Raw genomic sequence first — 8,612 nt, 5'->3', positions numbered from 1 at the left:
GGTGGGGGACGCCGTGGAGGCCCGGCTCGGGTGGTGGAAGGCCCGGCTCCAGGACGCGCCGCCCGCGTTGCTGCTGCCCACGGACCTGCCGCGTCCGGCGGTGCAGACGTTCGAGGGCGCGCACCTGTCCTCGCGTGCATCACCCGCGCTCTCCCGGGCCGTCGAGGCGCTGGGCCAGCGCTACGGCGTGACGCCCTTCATGACGCTGCTCGCGGGCTTCCACGCGCTGCTCGCCCGCTACAGCGGCCAGGATGACCTGGTGATTGGCGCGCCCCTCGCGGGCCGTCAGCGCCAGGAACTGGAAGGGCTCATCGGCTTCTTCGTCAACACGCTGCCGCTGCGGATCCAGGCCTCGCGGGACGCGAGCTTCCGCGACCTCGTGGGCCTCGTGCGCGACGTCAGCCTGAGCGCCTTCGCGCACCAGGACCTGCCCTTCGAACAGCTCGTGAACGCGCTGCAGCTCGAACGGGACCCCAGCCGCACGCCGCTGTTCCAGGTGATGTTCGTGCTCCAGAACGCCGGCAGCCCCACGGACCGGACGCTGCCGGGGCTGTCCGTGGAAGCGCTGGACGTCGAGACGGGGATGGCGAAGTTCGACCTCACCCTCTTCGCCACGGAGACACCGGAGGGCTTGAGCTTCCTCTGGGAGTACAACACCGCCCTCTTCGAGGAGGCCACGGTGGCGCGCATGGCGGAGCACTACACGCGCCTGCTCGAAGCGGCCGTCGCGGAGTTCGAGCGCCCCCTGTCCCGCCTCCCGCTGCTCTCCACCGAGGAGCGCCAGCGGTTGCTGGAGACCTGGAACGACACCCGCGCCGACTTCCCGCGTGACGCGTCGCTGCCCGCCCTCTTCGAGGAGCAGGTCGTGCGCGCACCCGATGCCATCGCCGTGGAGTTCGAGGGCCGCCGGCTGACGTACGCGGAGCTGGACCTCCGCGCCAACCAGCTCGCGCACCACCTGCGGCGCCTGGGCGTGGACGTGGGCACGCTCGTGGGCCTGTGCACCGGCCGCTCGCTGGAGATGGTCGTGGCCACGCTGGCCATCCTCAAGGCCGGTGGGGCCTACGTCCCGTTGGATCCGACGTACCCGGCCGAACGACTGGGCTTCATGGCCCGGGACACGCGGCTTCCGGTGTTGCTCGTGCAGCCGGGCCTGGAGGCGAAGCTGCCGGCGCTGGACGCGCGGGTGGTGGTGCTGGAGCCCTCGTGGAGCACCTTCGCGCACGAGTCCCCGGCAGCGCCCCGCATCGCGGTGCCGGCCGAAGCGCTGGCCTACGTCATGTACACGTCCGGCAGCACCGGCCGGCCCAAGGGCGTCTGCATCCCGCACCGGGGCGTGGTGCGCCTGGTGAAGGGAGCGTCCTTCGCGCGGTTCGGGCCGGAGGAGGTCTTCCTCCAGCTCGCGCCCATCTCCTTCGACGCGGCGACGATGGAGCTGTGGGGCGCGCTGCTCCATGGCGCGAAGCTGGTGGTCTTCGCGGCGCATCAGCCTTCGTTGGAGGAGCTGGGCCAGACGCTGGAGCGCCAGGGCATCACCACGCTGTTTCTCACCACGGCCCTCTTCGAACAGATGGCGATGGCGCAGCCCCAGGCGCTCGCGCGCATGCGGCAGGTGATGACGGGCGGCGACGTGCTGCCCCCCGTGGCCGCGCGGCGGTTGCTGGAGGTGGGCCGGGGCGTCATCAACGCCTATGGCCCCACGGAGAACACCTCGTTCTCCACCACCTTCACCGTGACGGCGGCGCAGGACCTGGACCGACCGGTCCCCATCGGGCGACCCATCGCGAACTCCACCGCCTACGTCCTCGACGCACTGGGAGCGCCGGTGCCGGTGGGCGTGGCGGGCGAGCTGTACGTGGGAGGCGACGGGCTGTCGTGGGGCTACCTGCGCCAGCCGGCGCTGACGGCCGAGCGCTTCGTCCCGCACCCGTTCAGCACCACGCCCGGAGCGCGGCTGTACCGCACGGGAGACCGGGCCCGGTGGCGGGCCGACGGCGTCCTCGACTTCCTCGGCCGCAACGACGCGCAGGTGAAGCTGCGCGGCTTCCGCATCGAGCCGGGGGAGATTGAGACCGCCCTCAAGGAGTCCCCGGGCGTGAAGGACGCGGTGGTGGTCGTGCGCGAGTACGCCCCCGGCGACCAGCGCCTCGTCGCCTACGTCGTCGGCGCGGAGGTGGATCCGGGCGCGCTGCGCACGAACCTCGCCGCGAGGCTGCCGGCGCACCTGGTGCCGTCCGCCTTCGTGAAGCTGGAGCGACTGCCGCTGACGCCGTCAGGCAAGGTGGACCGCAAGGCTCTGCCCGCGCCGGACGCGGGGCCCGCGGGGCAGGACACCTACGTGGCGCCGCGCGAAGGCTGGGAAGCGCTGGTGGCGGAGCTGTGGGCACCGCTGCTGGGCGTGCGCCGCGTGGGCGCGCACGACCACTTCTTCGAGCTGGGAGGCCACTCACTGCTGGCCACGCGCGTCGTCTCGCGGCTGAGGGACGTGCTCCAGCAGGACGTGCCCGTGCGCCTGCTCTTCGAGGCGCCCACGGTGGCGCGGTTCGCGGAGCGGCTGGAGGCGCTGGGACAGCGGGAGCGCGGCCCCCAGCCGCCGCCCATCGTCGCGGTGTCGCACGAGGGCCCCCTGCCCCTGTCCTTCGCGCAGCAGCGGTTGTGGTTCCTCGCGCGGTTGGATCCGGAGGGGTCCGCGTACAACGTGCCGTTCTTCCTTCGGCTCGAAGGCCCGCTGGACGTCGCCGCGCTGGAGGGCGCGCTCGATGCCCTGGTCCAGCGCCACGAAGCGCTGCGCACCACGTTCTCCGAGGAGCACGGCCAGCCGGTGCAGCGGGTCTCCGCGCATCAGCCCCTGACGCTCGTGCTCGAAACCGTGGAGGAGGTGGACGCCGCGCTCCGCGAGAAGGCGCTGCGCCAGCGCGCGGAGGCGGAGGTGCGCAAGCCCTTCGACCTGGAGCAGGGGCCGCTGGTGCGCGCCACACTGGTCCGCACGGCGCCCGACCGTCACGGCCTGCTGCTAGTCATGCACCACATCGTGTGTGACTTCTGGTCCATCGACATCCTGGTGCGCGAGCTGAAGACGCTCTACTCCGCGCGCCTGCGCAACGAGCCCACGGCCCTGCCGGAGCTGCCGGTGCAGTACCCGGACTTCGCGCACTGGCAGCGGCAGGTGATGCAGGGCGAGACCCTGGAGTCGCAGCGCTCGTGGTGGAAGCAGCAGCTCGAGGGGGCACCGCTGGCGCTGGAGCTGCCCACGGACCGGCCGCGTCCCGCGGTGCAGTCCTTCAAGGGGCTCCAGCTTCCGCGCCCCCTGCCCGCCTCGCTGCCCGCCGCCATCCAGACCCTCGCACGCGACGCGGGCGTCACGCCCTTCATGCTGCTGCTCGCGGGCTTCCACGCCCTGCTCGCACGGCACAGCGGGCAGGACGACCTCGTCATCGGCACGCCCATCGCAGGGCGCGGTCGGCGCGAGGTGGAGAACCTCATCGGCTTCTTCACCAACACCCTGGCCCTGCGCGTGGATGCCTCCGGGGCGGAGAGCTTCCGGGCCCTGCTGGGCCGCGTGCGGGAGGCCTGCCTGGGCGCCTATGCCCACCAGGACATGCCCTTCGAGCAGCTCGTCGACGCGCTGGTGCCTGGCCGCGACCTGAGCCGCTCGCCGCTGTTCCAGGTGATGTTCGTCTTCCAGAACGGCGCCGCGCCCTGGGAGCTGCCCGGCGTCTCCGTCGACTTCATCGCCTTCGAGCCGGGCATGGCGAAGTTCGACCTCACCCTCTTCGTGCGCGAGACGCCCGAGGGCTGGTCGAGCGTCTGGGAGTACAACACCGCCCTCTTCGACGAGGCCACGGTGGTGCGGTTCGCGGACCACTACACGCGCCTGCTCGAAGGGGCGCTCGCGGCGCCGGACGCGCCCCTGGCCACCCTGCCGCTGCTCAGCGACGCCGAGCAGCGGAAGCTCGCGGAGTGGACGCTCCAGCAGGTGCCCTACCCCGCCGTGTCCAGCGTCCATGCGTTCTTCGAGGCCACGGCCACGCGCACGCCCGACGCCATCGCGGTGCGCTTCGGTGACCAGACGCTCACCTATGGCGAGCTGGAGCGGCGCTCGAACCAGCTCGCGCACCACCTGCGCAAGCGGGGCGTGGGCGCCGACGTCCGCGTGGGCATCCACCTGCGCCGCTCGCTGGAGCTGCCCGTGGCGGTGCTGGGGACGCTCAAGGCAGGCGGCGCCTACGTGCCGCTCGACCCGGCGTATCCCCCGGAGCGGCTCACCGCGATGCTCCAGGCCTCGGGGGCGACGGTGCTGCTCACGACGCGCGAGCTGCGCGACGTGCTGTCGGGGGACGGCACGCTGGTGCTGGAGCTCGACACCCAGGTGGACCTCTTCGCCCGCGAGCCCGACACCCGGCCCGAGCCCGAGGGCAACGCGCAGGCGCTCACCTACGTCATCTTCACCTCCGGCTCCACCGGGACCCCGAAGGGCATCGCGATGCACCGCGAGGGGCTGGTGAACCTACTCCACTGGCAGCTGGGGGACTCGGTGGCGCCGATGGCGCGCACGCTCCAGTTCTCCGCGCTGAGCTTCGACGTGTCCTTCCAGGAGCTGTTCGCCACCTGGGCCGCGGGCGGCGAGCTGGTGCTGCTCACCGAGGAGGTCCGCCGCGACGCGACCCAGTTGCTCGCGCTGCTGGAGGGCGCGGGCATCGAGCGGTTCTTCATGCCCTTCGTCGCGCTCCAGAATCTCGCGGAGGTGGCCGAGCGCGATGGCACCTTCCCCACGAAGGTGCGGGAGATCATGGTCGCGGGCGAGCAGCTGCGCATGACGCCCGCCATCCGGCGCTTCATGAAGCGCACCGGCGCGGTGCTGCACAACCACTACGGCCCGTCCGAGGCCCACGCGGTGACGTCGCTCACGCTGAAGGGAGACCCGGCGGCCTGGCCGGACCTGCCCACCATTGGCCGGCCGCTGATCAACGTGGCCGTGCGCCTCCTGGACGCGCACCTGCAGCCGGTGCCGCGAGGGGTGACGGGAGAGCTGTACGTGGGAGGGGTCCAGGTGGGCCGCGGCTACCTGAACCAGCCCGACCTCACCGCCGACCGCTTCATCCCGGATCCGTTCAGCACGGTGCCGGGAGGTCGGCTGTACCGCACAGGCGACTGGGCCCGGCACCTGCCGGACGGCACGCTGGAGTTCCTGGGCCGCCGTGACGCGCAGGTGAAGGTGCGTGGCTTCCGCATCGAGCTGGGAGAGATTGAAGCCGCGCTGGCGCAGCACCCAGAGGTGCGCGACTGCATCGTCGACGCGAGGGACGACGGGGCCGGACAGAAGCGACTGGTGGCGTGGGTGGTGGGCGCCCGCCCGAAGTCCCTGGACCTCACCGTGCTGCGAGGCTTCCTCAAGGACCGGCTGCCCGAATACATGGTGCCCTCGCGCTGGGTCGCGATGGAGGCGTTGCCGCTGACGCCGTCGGGAAAGGTGAACCGCAAGGCCCTGCCGGCGCCGGAGGGAGGCCGTGACTCCACGCGCGCCTGGGTGGGTCCGCGCACGCCGCTGGAGCTGCAGCTCGTGCGCATCTGGGAGGAGGTGCTGGGCGTGCGCCCCGTCGGAGTGCGCGACAACTTCTTCGAGCTGGGAGGGCACTCGCTGCTGACGCTGCGGTTGCAGTCAGCCATCCGCTCGAGGCTGGGACGTCCGTTGCCGGTGGCGGCGCTCTTCCAGAACGCGACGGTGGAGCACCTCGCGGCCCTGCTGCGGGACAACGCGCCCTGGACGCCGCTGGTCCAGCTCCAGGCGGGCACGGGAGGACGGCCCTTCTTCTGCGTCCACGCGGTGGGAGGCAACGTCGTGCCCTACGCGGAGCTGGCCCGGGCGCTGGGGCCCGAGCAGCCCTTCTACGCGCTCCAGGCGCGAGGCCTGGACGGCGCCGAGTCCCCCTGCGAGTCCATCCCGGAGATGGCGGCCCTGTACGTGAAGGCGGTGCGAGCGGTCCAACCGCGAGGCCCCTACCTGCTGGGAGGCTGGTCGATGGGCGGCAGCATCGCGTGGGAGATGGCGCACCAGCTCCGGCGCGAGGGGGAGACGGTGGCGCTGCTCGCGCTGCTGGACACGTCCGCAAGGTTGAACACGGGAGACCCTTCGGATGAGAGCGGCAAGGCGAGGCTGAACGCCCTGTTCCTGGAGGACCTGTTGCGAGCAGCGGGGCAGCCCCTGCCGCCAGTGGAGGGCCTGTCACCGGAGGCGAGGCTGAAGGCGCTGGAGGAAGCCAGCCAGCCCCTGCTCGCGGTCGAAGGCGCGACGGAGCAGCCGCTCCGGGCCCTGCGCCGCGTCTTCGAGCACCACCTGCAAGCAGCCTGGACCTACGAGCCGCCGAAGGACGCGGGCCCCTTCACGCTGTTCGAAGCGGAGCAGTCACGCTGGGACCACGGCTGGGAGCCCTTCGCGCCCGGGGGGTTGGACGTGCGCAAGGTGCCGGGAGACCACTACACGTTCCTGAAGCCGCCCCACGTGGAGGTGCTCGCCGCACGGCTCCGCGAGGCCATCACGAAGGCGCAGGACACCGCGAAGCAGGAGAGCGCCTAGCGAGCCCCGTGCACGACGAGCCCCCAGCCCCGGGGGTTGATGGGCACATGGGCCTCGGCGCCAGGCGTGGCGCGCGCCTCGCGGATGAGGCGCGCGCTCCGGGCCCAATCTCTCTCGGAGCCCCATGACTCGAAGCTCCAGCGTGGGAAGGCGAGCACCCCCACCGCCACGCAGAGTCCCGCGGCGAAGACGGAGCGGAACCGTCCCAGCGCCGTCACCCACAGGACGAGTCCGGCTGGGAGCGCGAACAGCATGTAGCGATCCTCCACCACGCCCGGATCGCGGAAGGCCCCGAACGCGGGGTACTCGGCGGAGCCGGAGCGCACATACCAGGTGAGCAGGATCAGCAGGAAGACACACGCGCACGAGGCCAGCAGCAGCACGCGAGGCCGGCGGGGCAGCCGGCGCAGACCCACGACGAGCACGGCAACGAGCCCCAGCCACACCAGCCATCGCACCGCGAGCGGCCGCCGGAAGTACCACAGGGTGCCCCCATCGCCCAGCACCGGGTGCAGCACATAGCGGACGTTCAGCGTGTTCCAGACGTGTTCAATCATCCGGGACATCGGCCAGGAGACGAAGTCGGAGGCAGGCATGCCCGAGCGCCGGAACAGCACCGCGTTCACGACCGCGACGACGGAGAGCGCCACCACGGCAGCCCCCTCGCGCAGGACATGTCCGAGCGGCTGGCCGTCGCGCCACCGCAGGGCGCCGCGCAGCAGGAACACCGGCGCCAGCACCACGCCCTCGCCCGCGCTCAACGCGGCCGCGAGCAGCACCCCGCCCTCCACCCATCCCAGCGGCTGATCCAGGTCCTGGAGCGCCACGATCATGACGGCGTAGAAGAGGACGGAGTGGAGGTTGGCCAGGTTGCCCAGCACCTCCCACGTTCCCGGAAGGAAGCAGAAGGCCACGGCGACAAGCACCCGCACGGCGTCATGGGGCACGAGCCACCGGTGCCGGACACGGGCGATGAGCGCGAACACCGCCGCGTCGATTCCCAGCGTGACGAGGGCCAGCCCGAGCGCGAACCCCTCGATGGGCAGCAGCGACAGTCCCCAGGCCAGCAGCCGGGGAGCGACGTGGAGGTAGCCCGCGTAGGGCATGAACGTCGCGCCAGGGCCGTGCTCGAGCGCGTCCGCCAGGAACAGCGTCCCATCCTCTGCCCACAGGTGGGGCTGCATGAGCCGTTCGTGGGAGCGCAGCGCGAGCACGACCAGACACGCCAGCACGGCCGTCACATACGGGGCCCGAAGACGGTCCCACCCCAGGTCGATGGGACGGCGAAGCAGGCGTTGGAGGCGTGACGGGGAAGCGGACATCGCCGCGCACCTATACACCGGGAGGACCAGAGCAGCGACACACGCAGGAGGCAGCGGAGCCCGGAGCCCGCTTTGGGCACAGTCCGACGCGAGGCGCGCTACGGTGGCGCCCATGGCCAACTGGAAGCGCCTTGAGAAGCTCAACGAGGGCAAGAAGATCTACTACGTCGACCCTCGGCTCGACACGAAGCACGAGGTCTGGTTCTTCGCTGCGGACAACAAGTTCCGCGTGTGGAGTGACGGCGTCCTCCACAAGGGCGAGGCGAAGCCGCCCCTGGTGACAGGGCCTGTCACGGAGCGCTTCACGCTCTACAAGCTGCGCGGAGGGCTTTTCGTCGACGTGGAGGTCCGCAAGGATGCGGCCGTGGTCCGCCGGGGTGTCCTGAACGGCGCCGACCTGTCGGCGAGCATCGCGCCGTCGGAAATCGAGTCGCTGCTCGCACGCTACCGGGCGCTGGGCTTCCGGGATGGTACGCCGTGGAACCCGACGAAGACACAGGTGACGCTGCGGGAATACCGCAAGGGACCAACCACCGGGTGGACGGTGATGGTGGATGGCGACACGGTCATCGAGAATTGGCGCAAGCAGTTCCCCACCGCGAGCCGCGAGGCGGCCATCGCGCTCGCGGAGAAGCGCATCCGCGCGAAGGAGAAGGCCGGGTTCGCGCTGTACCTCATCGAACTCACCTCCGCCACCAAACCCAACCCCATGCCCC

Annotated in this window: 3 protein-coding genes; 2 read left to right on the top strand and 1 reads right to left on the bottom strand. The window is 71.5% G+C overall.

All coding sequences use genetic code 11. From position 1 onward, the window contains the following. Positions 1–13 precede the first annotated feature (13 nt). Positions 14–6,574, top strand: a complete 6,561-nt coding sequence (locus D7V93_RS30760; protein ID WP_208723211.1) for a non-ribosomal peptide synthetase — start codon at positions 14–16, stop codon at positions 6,572–6,574. Here D7V93_RS30760 and D7V93_RS30755 read toward each other — a convergent pair. Further along, on the bottom strand, positions 6,571–7,896 hold the full coding sequence (locus tag D7V93_RS30755) for a hypothetical protein (protein WP_147451421.1): 1,326 nt from the start codon (positions 7,894–7,896) through the stop codon (positions 6,571–6,573). The two genes, D7V93_RS30760 and D7V93_RS30755, sit on opposite strands and share 4 nt — an antisense overlap. A 112-nt stretch (positions 7,897–8,008) precedes the next feature. Between D7V93_RS30755 and D7V93_RS46200 the strand changes: the two genes are divergently transcribed. After that, positions 8,009–8,612, top strand: a 604-nt coding sequence (locus D7V93_RS46200; protein WP_208723210.1) for a hypothetical protein, incomplete at its 3' end; no start/stop codon positions are given.

It is taken from the genome of Corallococcus llansteffanensis (assembly GCF_003612055.1).
Lineage (GTDB): Bacteria > Myxococcota > Myxococcia > Myxococcales > Myxococcaceae > Corallococcus > Corallococcus llansteffanensis.
This window is presented reverse-complemented; position numbering and strand designations above follow the sequence as displayed.

What these genes read in the sequence shown, in the direction of transcription:
- D7V93_RS30755 (WP_147451421.1), bottom strand. Translation starts at nt 7,896, where the DNA reads ATGTCCGCTTCCCCGTCACGCCTCCAACGCCTGCTTCGCCGTCCCATC.